Origin of the sequence: Pseudomonas siliginis (assembly GCF_024072275.1) — a bacterium.
GTDB classification, from domain to species: domain Bacteria; phylum Pseudomonadota; class Gammaproteobacteria; order Pseudomonadales; family Pseudomonadaceae; genus Aquipseudomonas; species Aquipseudomonas siliginis.
Map to the genome: position 1 here is coordinate 342,222 of NZ_CP099598.1, position 22,115 is coordinate 364,336.

26 protein-coding genes and 1 tRNA gene are annotated in these 22,115 nt (G+C 57.1%); 8 read left to right on the top strand and 19 right to left on the bottom strand.

The features are described from left to right. Positions 1-9 precede the first annotated feature (9 nt). The 6 genes from NF676_RS02115 to NF676_RS02140 are packed head-to-tail and all read left to right on the top strand — an operon-like array spanning position 10 to position 5,503. Positions 10-1,674 carry a phage tail-collar fiber domain-containing protein gene (locus tag NF676_RS02115; RefSeq protein ID WP_252887155.1) on the top strand — a complete coding sequence of 555 codons (1,665 nt, stop codon included), beginning with the start codon at positions 10-12 and terminating at the stop codon, positions 1,672-1,674. Between the two features lie 8 nt (positions 1,675-1,682). Further along, the gene (locus NF676_RS02120) at positions 1,683-2,390 is read left to right on the top strand and encodes a DUF4376 domain-containing protein (protein ID WP_252887156.1); all 708 of its coding nucleotides are present in this window, start codon (positions 1,683-1,685) and stop codon (positions 2,388-2,390) included. Further along, positions 2,387-3,310 (top strand): hypothetical protein, encoded by a 924-nt coding sequence (locus tag NF676_RS02125; RefSeq protein ID WP_252887157.1) that lies wholly within the window; start codon positions 2,387-2,389, stop codon positions 3,308-3,310. Before NF676_RS02120 ends, NF676_RS02125 begins: the two co-directional genes overlap by 4 nt. Then, on the top strand, positions 3,307-3,852 hold the full coding sequence (locus tag NF676_RS02130; RefSeq protein ID WP_252887158.1) for a baseplate complex protein: 546 nt from the start codon (positions 3,307-3,309) through the stop codon (positions 3,850-3,852). The genes NF676_RS02125 and NF676_RS02130 overlap by 4 nt, the downstream gene beginning before the upstream one ends. After that, positions 3,849-4,553, top strand: coding sequence for a hypothetical protein (locus tag NF676_RS02135; protein ID WP_252887159.1), 705 nt, complete (start codon positions 3,849-3,851; stop codon positions 4,551-4,553). The genes NF676_RS02130 and NF676_RS02135 overlap by 4 nt, the downstream gene beginning before the upstream one ends. Next, a complete protein-coding gene (locus tag NF676_RS02140; RefSeq protein ID WP_252887160.1) occupies positions 4,526-5,503 on the top strand; it encodes a DUF2345 domain-containing protein in 978 nt (325 codons plus the stop codon). The genes NF676_RS02135 and NF676_RS02140 overlap by 28 nt, the downstream gene beginning before the upstream one ends. Before the next feature lie 45 nt (positions 5,504-5,548). On the opposite strand, the gene NF676_RS02145 is transcribed toward NF676_RS02140, so the two are convergent. Genes NF676_RS02145 through NF676_RS02155 form a run of 3 tightly spaced genes read right to left on the bottom strand, consistent with a single transcriptional unit; the run spans position 5,549 to position 6,392 of the window. Then, positions 5,549-5,812, bottom strand: a complete 264-nt coding sequence (locus NF676_RS02145) for a hypothetical protein (RefSeq protein ID WP_252887161.1) — start codon at positions 5,810-5,812, stop codon at positions 5,549-5,551. Between the two features lie 4 nt (positions 5,813-5,816). After that, complete coding sequence (locus NF676_RS02150) at positions 5,817-6,071, bottom strand: hypothetical protein (RefSeq protein WP_252887162.1); 255 nt, start codon at positions 6,069-6,071, stop codon at positions 5,817-5,819. A 3-nt stretch (positions 6,072-6,074) separates the two neighbouring features. Then, the gene (locus tag NF676_RS02155) at positions 6,075-6,392 is read right to left on the bottom strand and encodes a ribbon-helix-helix protein, CopG family (RefSeq protein ID WP_252887163.1); all 318 of its coding nucleotides are present in this window, start codon (positions 6,390-6,392) and stop codon (positions 6,075-6,077) included. Here NF676_RS02155 and NF676_RS02160 point away from each other — a divergent pair. After that, positions 6,391-7,494 carry an SDH family Clp fold serine proteinase gene (locus NF676_RS02160; RefSeq protein WP_252887164.1) on the top strand — a complete coding sequence of 368 codons (1,104 nt, stop codon included), beginning with the start codon at positions 6,391-6,393 and terminating at the stop codon, positions 7,492-7,494. The two genes, NF676_RS02155 and NF676_RS02160, sit on opposite strands and share 2 nt — an antisense overlap. Before the next feature lie 478 nt (positions 7,495-7,972). On the opposite strand, the gene NF676_RS02165 is transcribed toward NF676_RS02160, so the two are convergent. The 8 genes from NF676_RS02165 to NF676_RS02200 all read right to left on the bottom strand — a co-directional run bounded on the left by NF676_RS02165 (position 7,973) and on the right by NF676_RS02200 (position 14,166). Beyond that, entirely contained in the window at positions 7,973-8,344 is a 372-nt protein-coding gene (locus tag NF676_RS02165) for a hypothetical protein (RefSeq protein ID WP_252887165.1), read from the bottom strand. A gap of 447 nt (positions 8,345-8,791) precedes the next feature. Further along, positions 8,792-9,355 (bottom strand): hypothetical protein, encoded by a 564-nt coding sequence (locus tag NF676_RS02170; protein ID WP_252887166.1) that lies wholly within the window; start codon positions 9,353-9,355, stop codon positions 8,792-8,794. A gap of 91 nt (positions 9,356-9,446) precedes the next feature. After that, a tRNA-Thr gene (locus tag NF676_RS02175) sits at positions 9,447-9,522 on the bottom strand. A gap of 429 nt (positions 9,523-9,951) precedes the next feature. Continuing rightward, on the bottom strand, positions 9,952-11,187 hold the full coding sequence (locus NF676_RS02180) for a methyltransferase (protein WP_252887167.1): 1,236 nt from the start codon (positions 11,185-11,187) through the stop codon (positions 9,952-9,954). Further along, positions 11,168-11,857: an ABC transporter permease gene (locus tag NF676_RS02185; RefSeq protein ID WP_064363372.1), complete on the bottom strand. Its 690-nt coding sequence runs from the start codon at positions 11,855-11,857 to the stop codon at positions 11,168-11,170. Before NF676_RS02185 ends, NF676_RS02180 begins: the two co-directional genes overlap by 20 nt. Then, the gene (locus NF676_RS02190) at positions 11,854-12,549 is read right to left on the bottom strand and encodes an ABC transporter permease (RefSeq protein ID WP_041477511.1); all 696 of its coding nucleotides are present in this window, start codon (positions 12,547-12,549) and stop codon (positions 11,854-11,856) included. Before NF676_RS02190 ends, NF676_RS02185 begins: the two co-directional genes overlap by 4 nt. A gap of 77 nt (positions 12,550-12,626) precedes the next feature. After that, on the bottom strand, positions 12,627-13,379 hold the full coding sequence (locus tag NF676_RS02195; RefSeq protein ID WP_150741763.1) for an ABC transporter substrate-binding protein: 753 nt from the start codon (positions 13,377-13,379) through the stop codon (positions 12,627-12,629). Between the two features lie 13 nt (positions 13,380-13,392). Then, positions 13,393-14,166, bottom strand: a complete 774-nt coding sequence (locus NF676_RS02200) for an ABC transporter ATP-binding protein (protein WP_236168220.1) — start codon at positions 14,164-14,166, stop codon at positions 13,393-13,395. A gap of 543 nt (positions 14,167-14,709) precedes the next feature. Here NF676_RS02200 and gabP point away from each other — a divergent pair. After that, a complete protein-coding gene (gene gabP, locus NF676_RS02205) occupies positions 14,710-16,101 on the top strand; it encodes a GABA permease (protein ID WP_016772141.1) in 1,392 nt (463 codons plus the stop codon). A 78-nt stretch (positions 16,102-16,179) separates the two neighbouring features. On the opposite strand, the gene vapC is transcribed toward gabP, so the two are convergent. From vapC to NF676_RS02245, 8 genes are all read right to left on the bottom strand, one after another. Then, a complete protein-coding gene (gene vapC, locus NF676_RS02210; protein WP_016772140.1) occupies positions 16,180-16,578 on the bottom strand; it encodes a type II toxin-antitoxin system tRNA(fMet)-specific endonuclease VapC in 399 nt (132 codons plus the stop codon). After that, the gene (vapB, locus tag NF676_RS02215) at positions 16,578-16,808 is read right to left on the bottom strand and encodes a type II toxin-antitoxin system VapB family antitoxin (protein WP_024011210.1); all 231 of its coding nucleotides are present in this window, start codon (positions 16,806-16,808) and stop codon (positions 16,578-16,580) included. Before vapB ends, vapC begins: the two co-directional genes overlap by 1 nt. A gap of 165 nt (positions 16,809-16,973) precedes the next feature. Next, entirely contained in the window at positions 16,974-17,426 is a 453-nt protein-coding gene (locus tag NF676_RS02220) for a hypothetical protein (RefSeq protein WP_056787197.1), read from the bottom strand. 6 nt (positions 17,427-17,432) lie between these two features. Further along, positions 17,433-17,846, bottom strand: coding sequence for a hypothetical protein (locus NF676_RS02225; protein WP_236168218.1), 414 nt, complete (start codon positions 17,844-17,846; stop codon positions 17,433-17,435). A gap of 29 nt (positions 17,847-17,875) precedes the next feature. Continuing rightward, entirely contained in the window at positions 17,876-18,778 is a 903-nt protein-coding gene (locus NF676_RS02230; protein ID WP_252887942.1) for an alpha/beta hydrolase family protein, read from the bottom strand. 139 nt (positions 18,779-18,917) lie between these two features. Beyond that, a complete protein-coding gene (locus NF676_RS02235; RefSeq protein WP_095181074.1) occupies positions 18,918-19,976 on the bottom strand; it encodes a PDDEXK nuclease domain-containing protein in 1,059 nt (352 codons plus the stop codon). A 279-nt stretch (positions 19,977-20,255) separates the two neighbouring features. Beyond that, a complete protein-coding gene (locus NF676_RS02240; protein ID WP_056787206.1) occupies positions 20,256-20,600 on the bottom strand; it encodes a hypothetical protein in 345 nt (114 codons plus the stop codon). A gap of 22 nt (positions 20,601-20,622) precedes the next feature. Continuing rightward, entirely contained in the window at positions 20,623-22,101 is a 1,479-nt protein-coding gene (locus tag NF676_RS02245) for an aminotransferase-like domain-containing protein (RefSeq protein ID WP_095181072.1), read from the bottom strand. Positions 22,102-22,115 lie beyond the last annotated feature (14 nt).

Sequence of the window (22,115 nt, forward strand, 5' to 3'; positions counted from 1 at the left end):
GAGCGCACCGTGAGCGCCAGTATTACCTTGGCCGGCGAAAGCCAAATCGCCCTGAAACAAAGCCTGCAGCAGCCGCTGATTGTTACCCAGTTCATCTTTGCCAATGTGCCGGGGCTTGACCCGACCAAGCCGCTCGATCGCGCTGCCGGCAAGCCACCCGCTGAACAGATCGTCCACGTCTATACGATCCCGGAAAAAAATGCCGGGTACGTGAACCCGAACCAGGTGGTGTACAGCGCCCAGTTGGGGTCGGACATCGGAGACTGGGATTTCAACTGGGTCGGCCTCGAGGACGCCGACGGAATCTTGTTCGCTGCGTCGTCGGTGCCGCTGCAGCAAAAGCGCAGGAATATTCCGCCAGAGCAGATCGGCAACAACGTCACCCGCAATTTTCTGGTGGCCTTTGACGGTGCGATGCAGCTCACCGGTGTGAAGATCGATGCCAGCACTTGGCAGCATGATTTCACGGTGCGCCTTGCTGGCATTGATGAACGCCAACGGTTGGCCATCCGCAACATCTACGGGCGAGCGTGTTTCATTGGCGACGGCTTGAAGTTCGAAAAGTCTCAAACCGGTTATCAGCTACACCCTGGCTTGGCGTTTCTGGAGGGTATTCGCGTCGACATAGCGCAGCCGATGATCATCCCAGACGCTGTGCCGAACGGGAAAATCTCGTTGGACGTTTGCTTGCAGCGTCAAATGAACGATGTGGTGGCCAACTGGCGAGTGGTGTTCGGCGAACAACGCGAATACACCGACCCAGCCGGCGCAAGCCACTACATCATTCCCTTGGCCGACTTCGAATCGCCAACCGTTGTGGACTTGCGGTCAACTCAACCAATCACCGGATCGTTGATTGAATACCTGGCGGCACGCAACGGCGATTATCAGGGGCTGCGCGCACGCTCCACGACCAAAGCAGACGTCGGACTGGGCAATCTGCCCAACGCCATCAGTGATGATCCAGCCACCAATAGCAGCGAAATCGTCGCATCAACGGCGGCGCTGAACAAACTGCAGAAACAAGTCGGGGATACTATGACCGGCATGGTGGCGGGTTTTGCCATCTCTTGGGCGCCTGAAGGATGGCTCAAGTGCAACGGTGCGGCGGTATCACGCACAACCTATGCGCGACTTTTTGCATGGCTCGGCACGCACTACGGCGCCGGCGACGGTTCAACGACGTTCAATCTGCCCGATATGCGCGGCTTGTTCCCAAGAGGCTGGGACGACGGTCGTGGCCTCGATCCGGGGCGAGCGTTCGGCGTTTATCAGGACATGCTGATTCAATCTCACAACCACGGTGCGTCAGCGGGGGCCGTTGGAGACCACGCCCACTCCGCATGGACGGATGCGCAAGGTGAGCACATCCACTCCGCCTGGACCGATGTGCAGGGCAACCACCAGCACACCGCCCCACGAGCGCAAAACAATAACGTCGGAGGCGGCAGCCCTAACTTCACGACAGCAAACCTGCAGAACGGCACCACGGCACCGACCGATTGGGCGGGTGCTCACGCGCACAACATCGGTATGGGCGCTGCCGGCGCCCACGGCCATAACGTTGGTGTTGGCGCAGCGGGGAGTCACAGCCACGCCATCACTGTGGCCGCAGCCGGCGGCGCCGAGACACGGCCCCGAAACCTGTCTCTCCTTTTCTGCATCAAGTATTGAGGTCGAGCATGACTGAAAAACTCGTATATCAAACCGACCACTTGGGCATTTTCATTGGAGCCGTAACGGCCGATGAATCGCCGCTGGAGCCGGGCGTGTATCTGATTCCTGGTGGTTGCGTCGAAGTGAAGCCGCCTGCAGTACCGGAGCAAAAAGCTGCATGGTGGAACGGCAAGGCCTGGCAGTTGGTGGATTACTTCGGCGGCGTCGTGGTGTACAGCATAGTTACCGGCGAGCCGCGAACGTTGGAAGGCTTCGAAGCAGTGCCAACGGGATACACCATGAAAAAGCCCGGGCCGAATCAGGTCTGGAAAAATGGCGACTGGGTAGACGATATCGAAGCGGTTCTGGCGACCCTGCGTGACGAGAAGCTGCAAGCGATCGCGACGGGCTGCGCTGGCTACATCGCTGGCGGTTTTACTTCCCAGGCATTGGGCGAGCCATACCGCTACAGCAGCGCCATCGATGACCAGGTGAATCTCAACGGCCAGGTGCTGCTGGGGCTCGACGACGTCTACCCCTGCTATGACATCGACCAGGTGCTGGCCTTCCGGCCGCACACCATCGCCCAGTTGCAGCAAGTCAGCCTTGATCTGGTCCGGTTTCGACGAGCCGCGCAGCAGCACGCCGAGGCGTTACGCCTGGCTGTCGAAAAGGCGCAAAAAGACAAAAACCTGAAAGCGATGAAAGCCATCCGCTGGACTGCGCCGGCATGACCTGGGCACCGGTGACCATGCGCTGGCCAGAGCAGGCCACTCAGTGGCTGGGCGGGCTGTCAGCAGCCAAGGATCTGGCCGGCGGCGAACTGGCCAGCACCGCCGAGCGCCTGGCGAGTCTGAGCGGGCTGGCCAACACCAACCCGGGGCCAGTAGGTGATATGGCCAAAAGCGCGATCGCGGCCGGACGCAAGGCGCTGGCCGAGCAAATGGACCAAGTGCCTGCGTGCCTGGTGGTAACGCCGTTTCAAAACGGTGTGGGGCAGGGCGCGGGGTATCAGCGATTTCTGTCAGCGCCGAATGCGCTGGAACATCTCGCCAAAAAACTTGAGGACGCCAGCGACAGCGGGCGCCCGAGTGGGCCGCAGTACGCACTATCGATCCTGTTTTTGGCGACACGCCTTGAGCAGCTGGCCAGCAGCTTGGCGCGGTTCAATGCTTTGCTGCCGATCCCTGACCTGGTGCGAACCGAGCGCCGTGCGCAACACCTGGTGAAACTGGAAATCGAAAAGTGGGAGATCCCCGGCGCCGGCACGCTTCCGCGCTGGCAGGGTTTGCCGCTTGAACGTTGCACGGTGGTGAAAGCTGCCAAGCAGTCCATGGCGGGGCAGTTGGCGATGCTGGAAGGCTACGCGGCCGACAGCTCGCCGTTGGCCGATCTGGCAACGCTGGCGGCACGCAAGAGCGCTCAGCAACAGGGACGGGACAAGCAACTGGCTGACCTGAAAGACTTGCTGATCGGTGGCAACCCAGACGTCAGCATGCGCGCGCGAATGATCGGCCCAGGCACCGCTGGCGAATTGCGCCGCGAACTGCTGGCCGGCGATGCGCCTGGCCACGAATGGATTCAATGCGCCGGCCTGCTGTTGGTGGGTAGCAAAGAAGGGCTGAGCTTCGTACAGGAGCTGGTCGGCCTATGACGCTGCTACTCGACGGGCAAAAAGTCCAGGGCAAGAATCTCAAGGTCACGGCCAATCTGCGTATCGAAAGCGGCGACATGTCCGGCCAAACGAGCAACACCGACAAGGCTCACAAAGGTTTCAAGCCCAAGACGCTGGCCGTTTCGCTGATGATCCCCTTCGCGGATAAAACCCAGCTTACCGATCTGCTGCGCATGGCGGAATCTACCGCCGGCGGTGGCCAGCTCCATCTGTATCGGATTGTGAACGACACGGCCGAGGCCTTCGGTGTGCGCCAGGTGGAGTTCTCCGACGGTGTCAGCGCTCGGGAGGCGGACACGCTGAAAGCCTGGCTTGTGCAGTTCACGCTGAGCGAACGTGAATCGAACCCGGAGAAAGTCGAAGGCCGGCGCGCCGGCAACAAGGTAGACGCTCAGGGCGCCCCGGGCAGTACGGTCGGCGAAGGCACCGCCGGGGACGCAACCAACGACAACCCCGCGCTGAGCGGCTTCGAAAAAGTGCTGGGACGTGTGGATAAGTGGCTTGGGAGTGAGCAGACGTGAAACTGCACAAGATACTTTCCATCAACGGCGCCCCGATCGCTCTCATCAAGGAGGACGTCAGGCTGGACGCTATCAGCCCCGGCCGGGCGAACTTCACAGTTCAATCCCCTGTGCCGCTGAAAGGGCTGGTGACGCTGGATATCGGCTACAACGAGGGCAGGCTGCAACGGCACTTCATTGGCTACGTCGAGCGCTGCACGGCCGCCAACGCGGTCGAACAGGTGCTGTTCTGCCGTGAGCTGGCCGCCATACTTGCCAACCCGTTGCCGTTGAACCTACGTCATGTGGATCTGCGCGCAGTGTTGACCCAGGTCAGCGAACAGACCGGGCTGCGCTTTCGTATACCGGATCGGCCTTATGCCAGCGTGAAGGCGCCGTATTTCTACAGCCTTGCTGCCGGTTACCAGGCGATGGACAGTTTGGCCCGAGTGTTCAGCATTCCCGACTTCACCTGGCACCAGTTAGGCAACGGTGAAGTGTTCGCCGGCAGTTGGGCCGACAGTTTTTTCGGCGCACGTGCGCCGCTGCAAATTCCCACGGAGCTGTTCGACGGCTACCAGGGCAACCAAAGCGCGATGGTCGCGGCCCTTCCCGGATTGCGACCAGGTGCAACGATCAACAACGGCGAGCGCATTACCACTGTTGCACTCACCAACGACCAGATGGCCATCCGATGGACGACGCAATCCGCCGCGCTGTAGAGCGCCAATTCCCCGAACTCACCGGTGGCTATCACTTGCCGCGATTTGCCCGAGTTATCGCCGTGGCCGATGCGCCGGCGGACGCCGGACTGTGCGACGACTTCCGCCCGCGCTATGCCGTGGATATCGAAGTGCTCGGCGCCGACGACGAACCAGACCCAGCCATGCCGCCGCTCACTGGCGTTCCATTGCCGCTGCCCACCGGTGGCGAGGAAATGGGCATCTATGCATTCCCGGAGGAGGGCACGCGGGTGGTGGTGTGCTTTGCCTACGGGCTACCGAACAAACCCTACATTCAATCGATCTTGCCGCACGGGCTGAGCATGCCGAAGGTGCCCAAGGGCGACCAGGTATGGCAGCACAGCGAAGCCGCCCAGCAGCGCGTCGACGCCGATGGCAACTGGCTACGCCAGACCGATGGCAAGATCCGAGATCAGGCGATCGAGCGCGAAGTCGAAGCTCTGGACAACCGCGAGCAGTTCCAGAGCCACACGCAGACGATCGACGACCACTCGACCGAGACGGTGGGTGGTGTGAAAAAGATCGAGGCGCTGGGCGCGCTCAAGCTGATGTCGGGTGGTTCGGCTAGCCTGGCGGCGGTGGACGATCTGCACCAGGCGACCGGCCGGGATCTGAACATGGTTGTTGGTCAGAAGCACCACGCCACTGTGGGGGGCGACATGCATGAGCGGATTGAGGGTTTGCGTAAAAGTGTGTCACTTTTAAGTCAAAAATATGAGTCCCCAAAAACTTGGATTGGGTCTGATGCCACTAATATATTAGTAATTCTACATGACACTTTAGATACGTTGTCATTGTTCGCGGTACAGATAGCTGAGCATACGCATGCAGATAGAACACTCCCGGTATCTTCACAGTGGTTTCGAACGGTGTCTCAAAAGTTTCTAGGTATGTCTGAAGAGTTAGGCGAAGTAACTATTTTTAATTGACGAGGGACGCGCATGGAATTCTCGAATTGCATGCGCGTCTTTCATCTACAAGTTGTCGGCGAGCCATTTATTCTCGCTCATGACACTTCTCCATGCTCCCACTGAACCTGACTTAACGACTAGTAAGCGTTCTGAGGCGTCCAAATGTTCGTTGAGTTCATCTCGAATCTGAATTGCATTTTTTTCAGATACTACAACCCACGCCCCAGATAGTACTTGTCTTGCATCTCCCATGCTGGAGATGGTTTTGACAAACTCTTCTTGGTCGAATTCTTGATTTAAATCACAACATACCAAGTAAGTGGCCATAACGTTAGTCCTTAGCAAAGTAATAGCCGATAATCATTGAAACCATTGGCACAATACTTTGATAAATATTTTCTGATAGCTTAGTGGAGCGATCAGTAACGTACTGATCTGGTAAAAAGCTAGTCAGGAAGGCAAAGGCTATTAGGGAGAAAAGAAAAAGCAAAACTAGTTTGGCAAGTCCAAGTTTTGCCTCGGGCATGTTAAATGATGCTGTCCCTACATCTATCCCGCCTAGTTCGAAATCTTCCCTGTCTGCCATTTTTTATAGCCCCAAAATTCTGCCAATTACTTCGATGTCGTGAGTCTTGTTTTCTTTTGCGACAGCTAAGAATCTGCCTTTTTTCTTCTCTGACTCTGCAACTTTAAGTAACGCGAAAGCTCTTCGGATCACTTCACTTTTAGTAATGCCTTCACTTTCTGCGGTTTCATCGACGAGACGCTCCATTTCCGGCGACAGATTCACGCTCATTCTAGACATTGTCTTTCTCCCTTCTTGACGGCAGAATACGGCATCAGATTTGGTGCCATTCTGGTGTATTTTTGGTGCGTTGGCAATTTTTTCGACCTTGGGAGGATCCATGGGTTCCGGTACAGAAAACCAATCAGAGTTGGATGACTCGAAAGGCCCAGTAGACGGCTCGGAAGGCCTGAGTACCATCCCGATGGACGGTAGTGTTCAAATTGTGGACATTCCCAAATTTTTGACCAAGAAACGTCGTCTCGTCACCATCCTTGGAGCGGAGCCCGAACCGCAGGTAGGTGGCAATATTGAGCCCACAGAAAAAAAGGTCCGGAACGCGAAATATATCGGTGAGCTCATCACCAGGACAATGACGGATGCTGAAATCGAAAAGACCTTAACTCTTGAGATTAATTCCATGATCTCTGAGTACGGCGTGTTGAATGATTTCGAGGTTATTTTTCTTTACGATCATCAGCAAATTTCGAGAAATCACTCCAGCGCAATTTACCAGAGTTTGTCGGAAAGGAAGATAAGTAAGAATATTCTGCTCATCTTACGCAGTACTGGTGGCGAGGTAGAGCCTGCGTATCTTATCAGTAAGATGTGCAATCGTTTTAAAGGTGGTAATAAGTTTTTTATATGTATCCCGGCTGAGGCGAAGTCCGCGGCAACATTATTATCTCTCGGTGCAGATGAGTTGCACATGGGGGGCATGAGTGAGTTGGGGCCTATTGATCCGCAAATCAATGACTTCCCTGCTCTGGCATTTTCGGGAACATTGGAAAAAATTACTCAGTTGGCAAATAAATATCCTAATGCTGCCGATATGCTGGCAAAGTATCTAATCGGTAGTGAGCTGGATGTTCGTGCTCTAGGTCATTACGACCGTATTACAGAGTCTGCAACGCAATATGCAACACTGTTACTCCAGGCGAAAGCTACGTCTACCAACGGTTCAGTTACGGATTGTGAGTCATTAGCAAGCCATTTCACAAATCACTACAAGGATCATAATTTCGTCATTGACATAGACGAGGCTCAAAAGCTACTAGGGTCTGATATGGTCAGGGCTGACACCGAGGTGTATTCGGCTTGCCACGAAATTCATAAGTTTCTTGAAACGGTAGAGCAAATAATGATATTTCGCCTGATGAACAAGCGAGTAGTTGCGTTAGGGAGAAATTTTCACATTTATACTGTTCAAGATTCCCACTCTTGATAATTGAGCAAGCGACGAAGCCGAGAGAAATCTCGGTTTTTTTTTGCCCGTTGAAAGCGTGGCTAGGGCTATTCGATTTTTTGCACAACACGTTTAATGCGTGATGAAAGAAATTTTGTTCCTAAAAGCACTTATCCCCCTCCCGCCGGCGGGCTTTACGTCCCCTTTTTTTGCAAAACGGGGTGGCGGTGCAAACTCTAGCCCCGCCCATGGCAAACACGGGGTCTGTGGGACGTTTGGCGGTTTCACTGTTTGAAAAGAATTGCAGAGAATTGCTACGAGCTTGCACGACGTGCAGTGACTGGCAGGAGAGGGCAGTGATTCTGAAAGGCCCGGTTGATAAGGGCTGCGGATCGAAAAAATGGAGAGAATGCGAATTTTCGTTTTCAGCGCAGATCGGCAAAAGGGGCGCCGTTCGATCTGCGCTTCGTGACGACGGAAGCGCTATAAGCCCCGCCGTGCTTGGGTTGATCCAGCATTAACCGACTGCAGGCTCTTTCACTCCCGCTCCTGCAATGAACTCAGTGACTTCGGCGGCATTTAATAGTCGACGATGTTCTGCTTTGACGTGCGAGTGCAGAAGGTCGGTAAGCAGCTTCGCCAGCTTTCGAGCTGTTTCCTCACTGAGCTTTTTGACTGTGCCGGTACGGGCAGAGGGTAGAGCGAATTCGCCTGCGGATGCTCCGAATGAGTCGAGCAGACCGCTTATGTACCCGTTCAAAAACTCTTTTCTTTCGGTCAACACTCTGCTTTCGGGCGCTTCCTGGTAATCCCAATCCACCCGCCAATATTGACCTTCCTTCGATACTTCAATTATCGGGAGTGCTGGGTTTTTGGTCAGTTGACGCATGGGTACTCCTGGCAGTTTGAGGTACAGCAACCAGTCTAAACCGGGCGCGGGAATACGTCATGTAGATGAGATTGAATCTCAGGCACGGGGTGGGCTTTTCAAAAAGAGTAATAAAGGTGATACGGCGGGGGAAATGCTCTGGAGGCCCCGGTTTTACTAGGGTTTCGATATTACATGGAAAAGTAATATGAAGTGATATGAAAAGTGATATTTCCGTCAGACCCCCGGTTTCATTGGGTTTCGTGGTTTTGAAATATCACCTTATAAAAGAGTAATACAATTACTTCTATATCACTCAAATATCACCTTTTCCGAAAATCGCTCAAAGCCTTACAGGGCGTGGCCTACAGCGGAGTTTCGAAAGGCATATCACCTTTATTACTCTTTTTTCGCGGGGTAGTAAATTTTAGCCGATGTCCTCTGATGCCTCAGCAACGCAGGTTTAGCTTACCTGTTGAGGTCAGAGCTCACTGTCAGTAGATCAGGACGGTACATCGCGATCGGCTTCAGCCCACGTATCTCAATCACGAACAGGCATCGCTGGCTCGACTTGTGATCGTCATCTATGGACTTAGTGTGTGATGTGAAATGGAGCTCGATTCGATTGACCTGATAGAAGTTTTCCCGAATACGTTGAATGCCGATCGGGAATATTTCCCCGCTCGGAAAAGCGACGGAAGCGCCCTGAGTACCTATGAGAGACCACTCTTTAATTGTGGTAATGGTGTCTATGACTTCATCACCAATCACAAGCTTGATATCTGAAATCTTTATCCAGCAAGGATGGGGGCCGACATTTCTGGGATGAATGGAGGTGACCAACGTGATTTGGCCTGGCTCCTTTTCGACCTCATCCACCGCCACCGCTGGAACAATGTAGGGGCGGTATTTAGCTCGGTATTCGCGTTTGAGCGAAAGGAGCGTCAATGCGGTGAGCAGAAGAGCTAACGACGCGGCAACAGCTGTAACTCCGTTCGCATACTCATTCGAGAAAAGCTTGAACCATTCCATAGCACCTTCCTTGAGCTGAACGTTGTTACGTGCGTTGTTACGTATAGCGCAAAAACAAAGGGCCCGCATTTCTGCGAGCCCTTGTTTTGTATGGTGCCGGCACCAGGAGTCGAACCCGGGACCTACTGATTACAAGTCAGTTGCTCTACCAACTGAGCTATACCGGCGTGTGGGCGACGATTATAGCGGTTGGGTAGATCCTGTAAACCCCTGAATTCAGACTATTTTTGCATTCCGGAAAAATCAGGCCCTGCGCAAATTTATGCGCTGCTTTTGTACCTAACGCGTAGTAAGACATTTATACAGGGCGTACGGGTCAGCTTCGGCTTTCATCACCCCGCAATTATTCACTCGGCTAGCCCAATATTCGTCGGTTATGTCGTTTTGATTGGCAGCTTATGCACAACTGAGGGGCGCGGATACTGGCTTATGCGAGGTGTTGTGAACCCATTCTCATCTTGTTCGCAAATCCCTGTTTTACAGGTTTTTTATTCATGTGAACAAAAAATGACCAGTGTTGTTAAAGCGACGAAACAGGCGCAGATATTGGATCCACAGCAAATCCATCAACAGAGTTATCCACAGGTCGTAACGTTTTAGGCGCGCTCGGCGAGCAGCAGTAAGTTACGCGGTGTGAGTGAGGCGTCGCAAAAGGTGCCGAGGCGTACGACGTATCCCTGTTCTGCGAGGAAAAGCGCCCGATCCAGATTCAGCCAGAGCTCAAGCGGTCGGCGGAACAAACCGCAAAGCAATTCGAGATTGCGAACTTCGGCCAACCGCTGCCAACCGGTTGCTTCGAGTGCGGGCCAATCTGCCTCACCGATTGTGGATAACTCTTTGAGCACAGCCAGATCGCGACAGTAATCGGCGAACGGTTTGTCCAGCCAGGCGCTGGGCAGGGAGGGCGTTGGCAGGTATTCATCGACGCCGCGCACTTGCCGTTGCAGCAGGTCAAAAGCCAGGCGACGAGCCATCGATGTGTCACGCTGGCGCCGGACGCGCGCACCGGCGGTGACGGTTTCGTTCATCGGCAGCGCCAGATCTTCCAGCGAGAGCTGTAGAAGCGATGCCGATCCTGCGCAGGACAAGGCCTGGTATTCGTTACGACTGATGCGGTTGTAACAGCACGGTGCGATCGCCATTTGCTGGCAGCCGGCAGCACTGGCCAAATGCATCAAGCGCACGTGCAGATCACCGCATGCGTGGAGGGCGACGGGGGTGTGGGCGGCGTTCAATACGGCCGGGGCGTCTGCCGCGAGTACATCCTGTTCGACATGCAGGGCGTGCAAGTGATGACGCTGACTCAGTGCCTGACCGCTGGCGACCAATAAAGGATCGTATTCAACGCAAGTCAGTTGCTGCCCCGACCCCATTAAGCGCCGTCCCAAGTGCCCTTTGCCTGAACACCAATCCAACCAATGCGTCGGTGGCGAAGCGAAAGACAAGCGACCGGCAAACGCCTCGATCTGCTGCCACTTGCGCCCGGGCACATCGACATTCAAGCGATGCCCGGCAGCCTCAAGCGCATGCCCCGGAAACTCATCGACCGTACTCAACTCTGCCGACAACTTCGCCAATGAAGCGAACGGCTCTGGCGCATCGACAAGATCAGCAGGATGGTTATGCGCGCGTTCTGCGGCTTCCAGCGATCGCTTGCGTAGCCACGCAGACAACTCCGGGTAGGACGCTTCCCATGGAAGTTGTAGGTGAGTGAACGGTCGAGGTTTCCACAGCGCCTGATGCTCAATCAGAAAAGCATCCAGCGCGGTGAAGCGGGCGAGTAAGTCCTCGCCCGTCAGCACGCAGGAAGTGTCAGCGGCCTTGGCAGGCATCGACGCGCAGCCAGCGCTCCAGCAGCTTGAAGCCGCGTACCAGCACGTAAGCCATGACCAGATAGAACACGCCGGCGGCGAAGAAGATCTCCACCGGCAGATAAGTGCGGGCGATGATCGTGCGTGCCATGCCGGTCAGTTCCAGCAGGGTCACGGTGCTGGCCAGGGCGCTGGCCTTGAGCATCAGGATCACTTCGTTGCTGTAGGCCGGCAGGCCGATGCGCGCAGCACGCGGGAGGATGATGTAGAACATCGCTTTCGGTCTGGACATGCCCAAGGCTCGCGCGGCTTCAATTTCACCGGGTGGAATCGCCTGAATGGCACCGCGCAGAATCTCGGCGATGTACGCCGCTGTGTGCAAGGTCATGGTCACCGTGGCACACCAGAATGGATCGCGCAGGTACGGCCACAGCGAGCTTTCACGTACGGCGTCGAACTGCGCCAGGCCGTAATAGACCAGGAACAGCTGCACCAGCAACGGCGTGCCCCGGAAAAAGAAGATGTAGGCGTAAGGCAGCGAGCGCACGTACCACAGCTTCGAAGATCGGGCGATACCCAGCGGAATCGCGAGCAGCAGGCCGGCGATGACCGCGATGGCGACCAGTTCCAGCGTCAGGGTCGCGCCCTGTGCCAGTTTTGGCAGCCACTTGATGATGACTTCCCAGTTCATTGCGCGCTCCTCGCAAAGCCGCGGGCGGCGCGTTTTTCCAGGAAGTGCATGCCGGTCATCGCCAGCACTGTCAGGCCGAGGTACATGATCGCCGCGACCATATAGAAGGTGAACGGTTGTTTTGACACGGTCACACCGATCTGCGCGTGACGCATGATTTCTTCCAGACCAATGACCGATACCAGCGCGGTGTCTTTCATCAGGATCATGAACAGGTTGCCCAGGCCCGGCAGGGCGATGCGCCACATCTGCGGCATGATCAACCGGGTGAAAATCCGCCATTTCGACAGGCCCAGGGCCTGGCCGGCCTCACGGTGGCCCTTGGGAATGGCCAGCAGGGCGCCACGAAACACTTCCGTGGCGTAGGCGCCGAAGCACAAACCCAGTGCGATCACACCAGCGGCAAAGGCGTTGAGTTGCAGGTCGGGGTTGCCGAAGTACTCACCGAGGGCGCGCATCAGGTTGACCGTACCGAAGTAGATCAACAGCACCCAAAGCAGTTCCGGGACGCCGCGCACCAGTGTCGAGTAGGTACCGCCAAGCCATTGCAGCGGCTTGTACGGGGAAGTCTTGGCCAAGGCGCCGAGCAGGCCGAGCACCAGGCCCAGGCACAGGGCGGTGAGGGCCAGTTGGACGGTCATCAGCGCACCAGCGGCGAGCGCCGGGCCGAATCCGTAGAGGTCGATAATCATGGGTTTCTGTTCAAATTGCGGCAGGCAAAGTCGGGAGCCGGCGCCGCTTGATTACGGCGCCGGTCCCACAGGTCAGATCAATAGATGCTGAACGGGAAGTACTTGTCGTTGATTTTCTTGTAGGTACCGTCAGCGACGATTTCCTTCAGTGCGGCGTTCAGCTTGTTGCGCAGTTCGTTGTCACCCTTGCGCACGGCGATACCGATCTTGTCGCTTTCCTCTACCGGGTCGCCCTTGAACTCGTAGTTCTTGCCAGCGTCGGTTTTCAGCCAGTCGTAGTTGGCGTACTTGTCGGCGAGGATCGCGTCGACACGACCGGAGGTCAGATCGAGGTAGGCGTTTTCCTGGGTGTCGTAGAGGCTGACCTTGATATCGTCACCGTAGGTGTCTTCCAGCCAGGTGCCGGCCAGCGTTGCGCGCTGGGTGCCGATGGTTTTGCCCTTGAGCGAGTCCTTGTCGGTCTTGAAGTCGACGTTTTTCGGCGCGATGAACTGCAATTTGTTCGAGTAGTACGGGTCGGTAAAGTCCACCGCGGCTTTGCGCTCTTCGGTGATCGACAGCGAGGAGATCAGGAAATCGAACTTCTTCGCGTTCAGCGCCGGAATGATGCCGTCCCAGTCGGAAGTGACGACGGAACATTCGGCTTTCATCTTCGCGCACAGGGCGTCGCCGATTTCCTTGTCGAAGCCGACCACTTGGCCGCTGGCGTCTTTATTGTTGAACGGCGGGTAGGCCGCTTCGATGCCCATCTTCAGGGTTTCAGCCATGGCACCGGCGCTGAACGCGAGGGTGACGGCGGCGGCCAGGAAGACCTTTTTGAAATTCTGCATGCATGTTGCTCCGTTAGCGGTTGCTGGACATGAATTGTTTGCAGCGCGCCGAAAGCGGGTTGTCGAACACCTGCTGTGGCGATCCTTGCTCTTCTATAAGGCCCTGATGAAGGAACACCACTTCGCTGGAAACCTGGCGGGCGAAGCCCATTTCGTGGGTCACGAGCAGCATGGTGCGGCCTTCTTCGGCCAATGCGCGGATGACACTAAGTACTTCCTGAACCATTTCCGGGTCAAGCGCGGAGGTCGGTTCGTCGAACAGGATCACCTTCGGCTGCATCGCCAGCGTGCGGGCGATCGCTGCGCGTTGTTGCTGACCACCGGACAATTGCGCCGGGTAGGCGTGGCGCTTGTCGGCGATGCCGACCTTGGCGAGCAACGCTTCGGCGGCTTCGATGGCTTCGGCCTTGCTCTGGCCGAGCACGCGGCGCGGGGCCTCGATGACGTTGTCGAGCACGCTCATGTGCGGCCACAGATTAAAGTTTTGAAATACAAAACCAATCTCCGAGCGCAGACGATTGATCTGTTTGCCGTCGGCGGCGACCAGTTCGCCGTTCTTCGCGGCTTTGAGCTTGAGTTCTTCACCGGCCACCAGGATCTGGCCCTGGTGCGGGTTTTCCAACAGGTTGATGCAGCGCAGGAACGTGGACTTGCCGGAACCGGAAGAGCCGAGGATCGAGATCACGTCGCCGTCGCGGGCGGTCAGCGAGATGCCTTTGAGCACCTCCAGCTGTCCGTAGCGTTTGTGCAAGTTGCGGATTTCAAGCGCGGGCGTGGCCTCAGCCATGTGCGTTCCTCATATATGTTGCGCTCCTGCTGTTGGCGGGCCTTCCTGGCGAGGCGGCCAAGCTAGCATAGCGTTTCAATGGCAGCCAACAGCGCTACGAGCGGTAAACGGGTGGCATGTGGCGGGTTGTCGCATCGGCGCAGCAGACTGTCGCCCCGTCAACAACCGAACGGGTGTTTGATCGTGCAAACCCGTGGGTGCCGCGTAAAAAAAGGCGCGATGTTGCCAGCTTTGGCGGGGTGTTGGAAGCGCTATCCGGCCGAACGTTCCTTATTCGCCCTTTTTCTGTGCGCCGCACACTTTATCTGTGTGTTTCTGGTGCGCGAATTCGTCTTGAAAGTGAGTCGCCGGGTAACGTTCTGGCGAATAGCCATTAAACTCAAGGACTTGCACCGGATGCCGGAGCCCCCGGCCCTCAAGGACTTGAAACATTTTGGCGCAAATATTGCGTGCAGAATAAGGAACAGGCCGTTGGATTCTTTTTACGAGAAAGAATTTACAGACGCGCCGGACGCACTCGCTTTCCTTGCAAAGGTAGTCTCTATGAGCAGTACCCCAAGCTCCACTGGCCTCGAACAGGGGCTCAAACCGCGTCATGTGACCATGTTGTCGATCGCCGGTGTGATCGGCGCCGGTCTGTTCGTCGGCTCCGGCCACGCCATCGCTGCCGCCGGCCCGGCCGTGCTGCTGGCCTACGCCGCTGCCGGTACTCTGGTGGTGCTGGTGATGCGCATGCTCGGCGAGATGGCCGTGGCTTCGCCGGACACCGGTTCGTTCTCGACTTACGCTGATCGCGCGATCGGTCACTGGGCCGGATTCACCATCGGCTGGCTGTACTGGTGGTTCTGGGTGTTGGTGATTCCGCTGGAAGCCAACGCCGCCGCGACCATCCTGCATGCGTGGTTCCCGGGTGTCGACATTTGGGCTTTCGCGCTGGTGATCACCATGCTGCTGACCGTGACCAACCTGTTCAGCGTGAAGAATTACGGTGAGTTCGAGTTCTGGTTCGCCCTGATCAAGGTGCTTGCGATCATCGGCTTCATCGGCCTCGGCCTTGCAGCGATTTTCGGCTTCCTGCCGACCAGCCAGGTCAGTGGCGTTTCGCACCTGTTCGACAGCGGCGGCTTTCTGCCCAATGGCATGGGTGCTGTGCTGGGCGCGATCCTGACCACCATGTTCTCGTTCATGGGGACCGAAATCGTCACCATCGCGGCGGCGGAATCGAAAGACCCTGGCAAGCAGATTTCCAAAGCGACCAACTCGGTGATCTGGCGGATCGGCCTGTTCTATCTGGTGTCGATTTTCATCGTGGTTGCGCTGGTGCCGTGGAACGATCCTACCTTGGCCAACCTGGGTTCCTACCAGACCGTACTTGAGCGCATGGGCATTCCCAACGCCAAGATGATCGTCGACATCGTCGTACTGGTCGCAGTGACCAGTTGCCTGAACTCGGCGCTGTACACCTCCTCGCGCATGCTCTTTTCCCTCGGCAAGCGCGGCGATGCCCCGGCCATGTCGACCCGCACCAACAAGAGCGGTACGCCTTACTGGGCGGTGATGTTGTCGACCGGCGCAGCGTTTCTCTGCACCTTCGCCAACTATGTGGCTCCGGCCGCGGTGTTTGAATTCCTCCTGGCCAGCTCCGGCGCCATCGCCCTGCTGGTGTACCTGGTGATCGCCTTCTCGCAACTGCGCATGCGGAAACAGCGCATGGCGCGCGGCGAGAAAATCGTCTTCAGCATGTGGCTGTTCCCCGGGCTGACCTGGGCGGTGATCATCTTCATCGTCGCCGCGCTGACCATCATGCTGTTCCAGGAAGCCCACCGCGTGGAGATCCTTGCCACGGGCCTGCTGAGCCTGATGGTGGTAGCCGCTGGTCTGCTGGTGTCGCGCCGTCGCAAGCTGGAGAAGCGTGGTGCGGTGGTGTTGAACTGAGTCGTAACGCGTGATGTAAAAACGGCCGCTGTCAGGGATGACTAGCGGCCGTTTTTGTTTCTGAGCTTTCCAGTCAGGTTAAACCCAGTCCTCGATTCGCAAACCGGAAACGCGTTGAAACTCCCGTACGTTGTTCGTCACTACAATGAGTCCAAGTGAGCGTGCGTGGCCAGCGATCATTTGGTCGTATGGCCCGATCGGCGTTCCAGCCTTCGCGAGTTCAGATCGAACCATCCCGGCCTGTGCGGCTGCGTCGTTATCGAAAGGCAAGACATCCAGTCGCGCGACAAATCCTTCAACAATTGCCAGATTTTTCTCCGGGGCCGCCGACTTTTCAGCACCGTAAATAAGCTCCATAAGCGTGATAGCGCTGATGCACAACTGCCCGGAATGTCGATTGAAGGCTTCCCGGACAATTTGTGGTTTGTTCTTGATGGTGAAGATGCAGATATTTGTATCCAGCATGTACTTGATCATCAGAACGACTCGCGCTCCTGTTCAGTGGGTTGCTCACGGTTAGCCATGAAATCAGGGCTGACGCTGTCGCCATCAAACCAGCTATCCCAGCTTTCTCCAGCAGGCGTAATGACGCGTGTTCTGCCAATCGCGATGACTTCCACTCGTTTAACGTCGCCGGGCATCGCAACTGCCTTTGGCAGTCGGACTGCCTGACTTCTGTTGCTCATGAAAATTGTGGTCTGCTCCATATTCGAGCTCCCGGGTCTGTTCCTGTGATTAGCTCAGGATAGATCGTGCTGGGGATATGTCAATGGGATATACATCGTCACCGGACAAAGAGTAGCTAGGCCATCCAAACAAAAACGGCCGCTGTCAGGGATGACTAGCGGCCGTTTTTTGTTTCTGAGAAGCGCTTATTCGCTCTTGTCTTCCTGGGGCTCTACCGACTTGCCATAAGCATCCAGCGCCACGCCGAAATCCGTAATGAACTGCGGCTCGCTCAGCCAGGCCTGGGCCTGTTCGATGGTCATGCCGTCGGCCCACATGCGGTAGTCGATGAGCATATCGGCGGCCAGGTGGGTGGCGGCCATGCCTTCGTTGTCGGCGTTTTCCATGTCGAGCAGTTCAGGATGGTCGACGATGATGAAGGCCAGTTCGCGCAGCAGGGTCAGCAGCATTTCGTTGCGGCTGACGGCTTCGGCGTCGCGCATTTTGCTGAACATCGCCAGGGTGTATTCCGGGATCGGCTCGGCGAGGTGGCCGAGCTCTTCGTCCTGATCCAGCGGTTTGCGCCCGACCATACGGATCTGCTTGGCTTTGGCCTTGGCGCGTTTGGCGCGTTTCTGTTGCTTGTTCAGGGATGCCATGGGAGCTCAGTTCTTCTGTTGGGTTTGTGCCGCGATCGCGTCGGATGCCGCTACATAGTCAGCTTGGAATGCCGGAGATTCGATCCACGCCAGCGCGCCGGCCTCGTCGGTTTCCTGCGACCATTGGCGATACTCGATCAGCGCGGCGAGGATGAAATCCATCGCGCCTTCTTCGCCTTCCTGCTCGTACACCAGTTCCAGTAGCGGATCTTCGAGGAACGCGCTGCACATGGCTTGCTGACTGATCTTTTCGGCGTCGATCATTTTCTTGAACAGCTCGGTCAAGTCCACCGATTCGAAGTCGATGCGGTCGTCGTTCGGGTCCAGCTCGACCGGCGCTTCGGCGCGCTTGGTGCGGTTCTGCTTGGCCTTGGCTTTGGCCCGGGTGGCGCGTTTTTGCTGCTTGTTGGCGGAGGCCATGATGTGTTCCGTCGTGCGTTGAGAGGGGCTCAGCTGCGTGGCACTTGTCGGCCGGGTGTATCGGCGGCCAGTGCGCCGGTCTGCAGCCAGGTCAGAGCAATGGGCCATAGTGTGGCTTGGTATGCGCTGCGAAAAAAGCCGAAATGTCCGACTTGTCGTTCGCCGATGTCCTGCGGCGCAATGCGCAGATGGGTTTTTGCCGCGTTGCTGAAGTAGCCGAGCAGGCGTTCGATCGCCGGGATCGTTCCGTAAGAATCATCGCTGAGGCTGATGGCGAGGGTCTGCGCGCGGACGCCATCGAAGGGCAGGGCGCCCGCCTTTTTCATCAGCACACGACCGCTTGGACGATCCTCGTACCGTGCAGTGGGGGTGCTCCAGTCGCAGACAACGCCGGTTGGCGTGTCCTCCAGCCAGCCGATTCGCTTGCCTGGAAAATAGCCGCAGAGCAGCGCCATCAAAGGCATGACCACATGCCACTTGCCGAACATCCGCCAGCGCTGTTCAGGGGCGTAATCGCGCCAATAAGCGAACTGCGCACCGACGGTTACCAACCGTCGGATCACCTTGCCCGACTCCGCCAAGCCCGCCGCGCAACCGCCGAAACTATGGGCGACCACATCGATTGGCTGACCGGGAAACTCCCGCTGCGCGCGTTTGAGCATCGCTTCGAAATCCAGAGCGCCCCAGTCAGTCCACGAAGCGCGCAGCCCTTTGATCGATTCGCTGCGTGATTCGCCAATGCCCCGGTAATCGTAGGTCATCACATCGCAGCCATGGCTGAACAGGTAGGCCGCGAACCGTGAATAGTGCCGACAGCGCACCGAGGTGGCGGCGTTGATGATGACCACCGGACGCTGTGGATCGGGCGAACTGTGGCGCCAGGTGAAGCCGCCGAGTGCGTAGCCGTCGACTGCGGTTTCCTTGAAGGGCATAGCTTTAGTTGAAGTCAAAGCTGCTTGGCTCAACTCTGGGTCGCCCACATCGGATGTCTGCTGACAGCTCATGGTGCTTGACCTCGGCGGTTAGGTGCCAACCATAGTCGCCGCGCTGATCAAGAACAATCCGGCCGGTTCATTCACTGGATTGAATGAGCATGCGTTCTTCGATCAACGCCTGTTCGCGGTTGAGTTCAGCACGTAACTCTTCTTCGCTCGGCAGTATCGTCTTGTAGCTGCTGGCGAACAGTTGCTCATTGCCTTTGAGCATGGAATAGCGCGCCACCGAGTCATTGCTTTCCGCGCTCAGAATGATACCGACGGTTGGCTTGTCACCTTCGCTGCGCTTGAGCTCGTCGTACATGCGCACATACATGTCCATCTGCCCGACATCGCGGGCGCTGAGCTTGCCGCGTTTCAGGTCGATGATCACGAAGCACTTGAGCAGATAGTTGTAGAACACCAGATCGATATAGAGGTCGACGCCGTCAGTGCTGATGCGTTGTTGGCGGGCGACAAAGGAAAAGCCTTTGCCAAGTTCAAGCAGAAAGCTTTGCAAGTGATCGATGAGGGCTTGTTCGAGTCCGCTTTCCCTGACTTTGCCTGCTGAGGGCAGGCCGAGGAATTCGAGCATGACTGGATCGCGAATGAATTCCCGCGGATTGCATTTCATCGCGTCGATGTTGGTCGTGGCTTCCTCGACCACCTCGGCTTTGTCCTGACTCATCAGCAGGCGCTCGTAGTAGAGCGTCAGGATCTGACGATCAAGGGCGCGGCTTGACCAGTTGAGGTCGGCGCATTCGTTCATGTACCACAGGCGCGCTTTCTCGTTCTCGACGCGTAGCAGGCGGCGGTAGTGGGTCCAGCTCAATTCGGAACGCACTGCGTTCCAAATTGGAAAAGACTGATAAAAGCTACGCATATATCGCAGATTGCGCTCATCAAATCCCTTCCCGAATTGCCCCGTTAGATCCTTCGCCAGCAGCGCGAGCAACTGCTGGCCATAACCCGCTCGCTGAGCGCCTTTCTGTTCAAACTCGACGATATGCCGGCCGATTTGCCAACAAGTCTGCACCTGAATCGTATCGACCGCGCGTAGCACTTTTTGCCGCGCCTGGCGAATCAGCTCGCCCAGTTCGCCCAGCAGTGAATCGATTTTATGGTCTTGCGTATCAGCAGGTTTGAGCTGGCTCATCGGGTCTTCCGCATTCTGGAAACAGAGACGCAAGCATGCCGGGGAAGGCGGCGCAGGTATGTCGGGCGAACCTGCGAGTTCGGAAGGAAGGGTGGGACAGGCGTTGCAGGACATTGCCACCGGAAGGCGCGTAACAGGGTAAATGTCCGTAGTCCATTTCGTACTTTTGCCCAGTCAATCGCCGCAGAGTTGGCAGCGCTGCGGTGAGCGATCTGGTGTTGCGCTGGAATGAAAGAACAGGCAGGTAAGAGGCTGCTTCAAAAAAGCGCCCCAGTTGCATCATCGCGAGCGCTTGCCCTTCGGCCTCTGCTCACGCACCCGTCCTTTGCGATAAATCCACAGCCCGAACACACCGATGGCCAACATGAACGCCGTCCAGAAGCTCTGCCACATGAACTCGAACCAGTATCGCCGAGGTTGCAGTGCCAAGGTGTAGGTGCTGCGCGGTCCGCGATTGTTGGTGGTGATGGAACCGCTGATCCAGCTTTCGATAAGCATGTAGATCGAAAGACACACGGCTAAGGCAATCAGCACGCCAGCGAGCACCGTCAGCCAGAATGTCCAGTGGCTCGGGCGATACGGCGGGGGATGCGGCAAGCGAATACGGGTTCTTTTCTGATTCATAAGCGAGGCTCGCGCAAGTCGGTCAGGAAACTGCCAGCTCTTGCAGCTGTTCAGTTGGCATCTGCCGCGGGCTCGTCGGGCGTGCGGCAAGGTGGGCGCATTCGGCGATCACCTTGAGAATGCCGATCACCGCCGGGGTCAGCATAGTGCCGAGGCAAATGCGCACGCCTGTGGAAGCCTGGCCATCGGCGAAAAAGATCCCGCTGCCAGCCACGTGGCAACCACGCTCCGTGGCCAGTTGCTGCAGCGCAGACATGTCGGTGTGTGCCGGCATTTCGACCCAGTGGATGAAGCCGCCGCGCGGTGGCACATAGACGGTCCCGAGCGGGAAATCCGTGCGCACCAGTGCTTCGACAAAACTCGCCAGCGAGGACAGTTGCGATCTCAATCTGGCGCAGTGCTCGTCCATGTAGCCACGGCCGATAAATTCATTGAGAACATTTTGCGCCAGGCTGGAAACGGCCAGGTTGCGCGAAAACATCTGCGCGAGGATGGCATTGCGGTATTTGCCGGCCAGACACCAGCCGACGCGATAACCCGGCGCGATGGTTTTGGAAAAGGACGAGCAGTAGATCGTCTGGCCGCTGCTGTCGTAGCTCTTGAGGGCGCGCGGTCGATCAGCTTCGGGCACCAGGTCGAAGAAGATGTCGTCTTCGATGATCGGCACATCCGCTTCCCGGGCGATCCTTGAAAGTCGCGCGCGCGCTTCGTCGGGCATGATGAAGCCACGCGGATTCTGCAGCGTCGGGTTGAGAAAAATCACCGCGACCTTTTTTTGCTTCAGGGCTTCTTCCAGATGATCGACATCCAGGCCCGTGCGGCCGTCGGTGCGGATCGGCAGGGCGCGCATGCCCAGGCGTTCGATGGTCTGCAGGATGCCGTAATAGGTCGGGGTTTCGATGGCGACTGTAGCGCCTTTCGACGCGACTGCTTCGAGGGCCAGTTCGAGAGCGATGGTGTCGCCCGACGTCACCAGAATATCGTCCGGCCCGCAGACTACACCGCGGGTCAGCATCAGCCCGGCGATGCGCCGTCGCAGCGCCGGCAGGCCGGGTGGCGCGACCAGACCGCTCAGCGTGTTGTCAGTCTTGGCGGCCAGCACCGAGAGGCATTTGTTGAGCAGCACGTTGGGCGTGAGATCGCTGTGCAGGACGGCCGAATTCAGCGATGCGGTGGTGCGCGAGGCCGCTTCGGAGAGCATCGCAACCACAGCATGATTGACGTTGACGGTGACACTGGAAAAGTCGAAAGCGCCGGACGGTTTTGCCCGCCCTGATGCCGAGACGAAGTAGCCGACGCGCGGTACCGTCGAGACGTAGGCGTCGGCCTCGAGATCGGCCAGCGCCCGCTGCACCGTGGTGATGCTGGTCTCGAACATCCGCGCCAGAACGCGGATTGACGGCAGTTTGGCTTCGGCCGCCAGGTCACCGCTGTCGATCTGGCGAATAATCCAGTCCTTGACTATCCGCCAGCGCTTGTCCGGCAAATCAAACCTGTCCATAAGTTCTCTGTGAT

Coding starts and splice junctions, on each gene's coding strand:
- NF676_RS02170 (WP_252887166.1), bottom strand. CDS start 9,355: ATGGAATGGTTCAAGCTTTTCTCGAATGAGTATGCGAACGGAGTTACA.
- NF676_RS02125 (WP_252887157.1), top strand. CDS start 2,387: ATGACCTGGGCACCGGTGACCATGCGCTGGCCAGAGCAGGCCACTCAG.
- NF676_RS02220 (WP_056787197.1), bottom strand. CDS start 17,426: ATGGCATCCCTGAACAAGCAACAGAAACGCGCCAAACGCGCCAAGGCC.
- NF676_RS02185 (WP_064363372.1), bottom strand. CDS start 11,857: ATGAACTGGGAAGTCATCATCAAGTGGCTGCCAAAACTGGCACAGGGC.
- NF676_RS02150 (WP_252887162.1), bottom strand. CDS start 6,071: ATGGCAGACAGGGAAGATTTCGAACTAGGCGGGATAGATGTAGGGACA.
- NF676_RS02230 (WP_252887942.1), bottom strand. CDS start 18,778: ATGCCCTTCAAGGAAACCGCAGTCGACGGCTACGCACTCGGCGGCTTC.
- NF676_RS02190 (WP_041477511.1), bottom strand. CDS start 12,549: ATGATTATCGACCTCTACGGATTCGGCCCGGCGCTCGCCGCTGGTGCG.
- NF676_RS02195 (WP_150741763.1), bottom strand. CDS start 13,379: ATGCAGAATTTCAAAAAGGTCTTCCTGGCCGCCGCCGTCACCCTCGCG.
- NF676_RS02225 (WP_236168218.1), bottom strand. CDS start 17,846: ATGGCCTCCGCCAACAAGCAGCAAAAACGCGCCACCCGGGCCAAAGCC.
- NF676_RS02180 (WP_252887167.1), bottom strand. CDS start 11,187: ATGCCTGCCAAGGCCGCTGACACTTCCTGCGTGCTGACGGGCGAGGAC.
- NF676_RS02240 (WP_056787206.1), bottom strand. CDS start 20,600: ATGAATCAGAAAAGAACCCGTATTCGCTTGCCGCATCCCCCGCCGTAT.
- NF676_RS02145 (WP_252887161.1), bottom strand. CDS start 5,812: ATGGCCACTTACTTGGTATGTTGTGATTTAAATCAAGAATTCGACCAA.
- NF676_RS02140 (WP_252887160.1), top strand. CDS start 4,526: ATGGACGACGCAATCCGCCGCGCTGTAGAGCGCCAATTCCCCGAACTC.
- NF676_RS02245 (WP_095181072.1), bottom strand. CDS start 22,101: ATGGACAGGTTTGATTTGCCGGACAAGCGCTGGCGGATAGTCAAGGAC.
- NF676_RS02200 (WP_236168220.1), bottom strand. CDS start 14,166: ATGGCTGAGGCCACGCCCGCGCTTGAAATCCGCAACTTGCACAAACGC.
- NF676_RS02155 (WP_252887163.1), bottom strand. CDS start 6,392: ATGGATCCTCCCAAGGTCGAAAAAATTGCCAACGCACCAAAAATACAC.
- NF676_RS02120 (WP_252887156.1), top strand. CDS start 1,683: ATGACTGAAAAACTCGTATATCAAACCGACCACTTGGGCATTTTCATT.
- NF676_RS02235 (WP_095181074.1), bottom strand. CDS start 19,976: ATGAGCCAGCTCAAACCTGCTGATACGCAAGACCATAAAATCGATTCA.
- NF676_RS02160 (WP_252887164.1), top strand. CDS start 6,391: ATGGGTTCCGGTACAGAAAACCAATCAGAGTTGGATGACTCGAAAGGC.
- vapC (WP_016772140.1), bottom strand. CDS start 16,578: ATGATCAAGTACATGCTGGATACAAATATCTGCATCTTCACCATCAAG.
- NF676_RS02130 (WP_252887158.1), top strand. CDS start 3,307: ATGACGCTGCTACTCGACGGGCAAAAAGTCCAGGGCAAGAATCTCAAG.
- gabP (WP_016772141.1), top strand. CDS start 14,710: ATGAGCAGTACCCCAAGCTCCACTGGCCTCGAACAGGGGCTCAAACCG.
- vapB (WP_024011210.1), bottom strand. CDS start 16,808: ATGGAGCAGACCACAATTTTCATGAGCAACAGAAGTCAGGCAGTCCGA.
- NF676_RS02165 (WP_252887165.1), bottom strand. CDS start 8,344: ATGCGTCAACTGACCAAAAACCCAGCACTCCCGATAATTGAAGTATCG.